Source organism: Bowmanella yangjiangensis (assembly GCF_017255015.1).
Lineage (GTDB): Bacteria > Pseudomonadota > Gammaproteobacteria > Enterobacterales > Alteromonadaceae > Bowmanella > Bowmanella yangjiangensis.
Genome location: NZ_JAFKCS010000556.1, coordinates 1 through 492 on the forward strand (window position 1 = coordinate 1; position 492 = coordinate 492).

Here is a 492-nt window from a genome sequence, read left to right on the forward strand (position 1 = left end):
TGGCGCACTGGCCGCCGCCATTCCCGGCTTGCCGGCCGCCCTGGTGGAGCTGGCCGAGCATCACGGGCGCCTGCCGCTGAAAACCAGCCTGGCACCGGCCATTCGCCTGGCCAGGGAAGGCTTTGCCGTGGACCGTGTCTACCGCGAACGGGCCACCTGGCGCCTGGCCGCGCTGCGTGACGATGCGGAAAGCGCGAAGCTGTTCCTCGACCAGGGCGAAGTGCCCGCCGAAGGCCAGCTGCTGCGCCAGGCGGACCTGGCCGTCACCCTGCAGGCCCTGGCCGATCACGGCCGCGCCGGTTTCTACCAGGGCCCGATTGCCGAGCGCCTCGCCGCGGGCGTACGCCAGGCCGGCGGTATCTGGACGCTCGACGACCTGCGCGAGTACCGCGTGGCGCGCCGCGAGCCGCTGCGCTTCCGCCTCGAGGACGGCCACGAGCTGATCAGCGCGCCTCCCCCCTCGGCAGGCGGCGTGGCGCTGGCCCAGAGCCT

At 73.8% G+C, this 492-nt stretch carries 1 protein-coding gene; it reads left to right on the plus strand.

The annotated features are described in order from the left end of the window. Nucleotides 1–492 (plus strand): gamma-glutamyltransferase (locus J0A65_RS25635; RefSeq protein ID WP_206597031.1); only part of this gene is annotated, 492 nt, incomplete at both ends.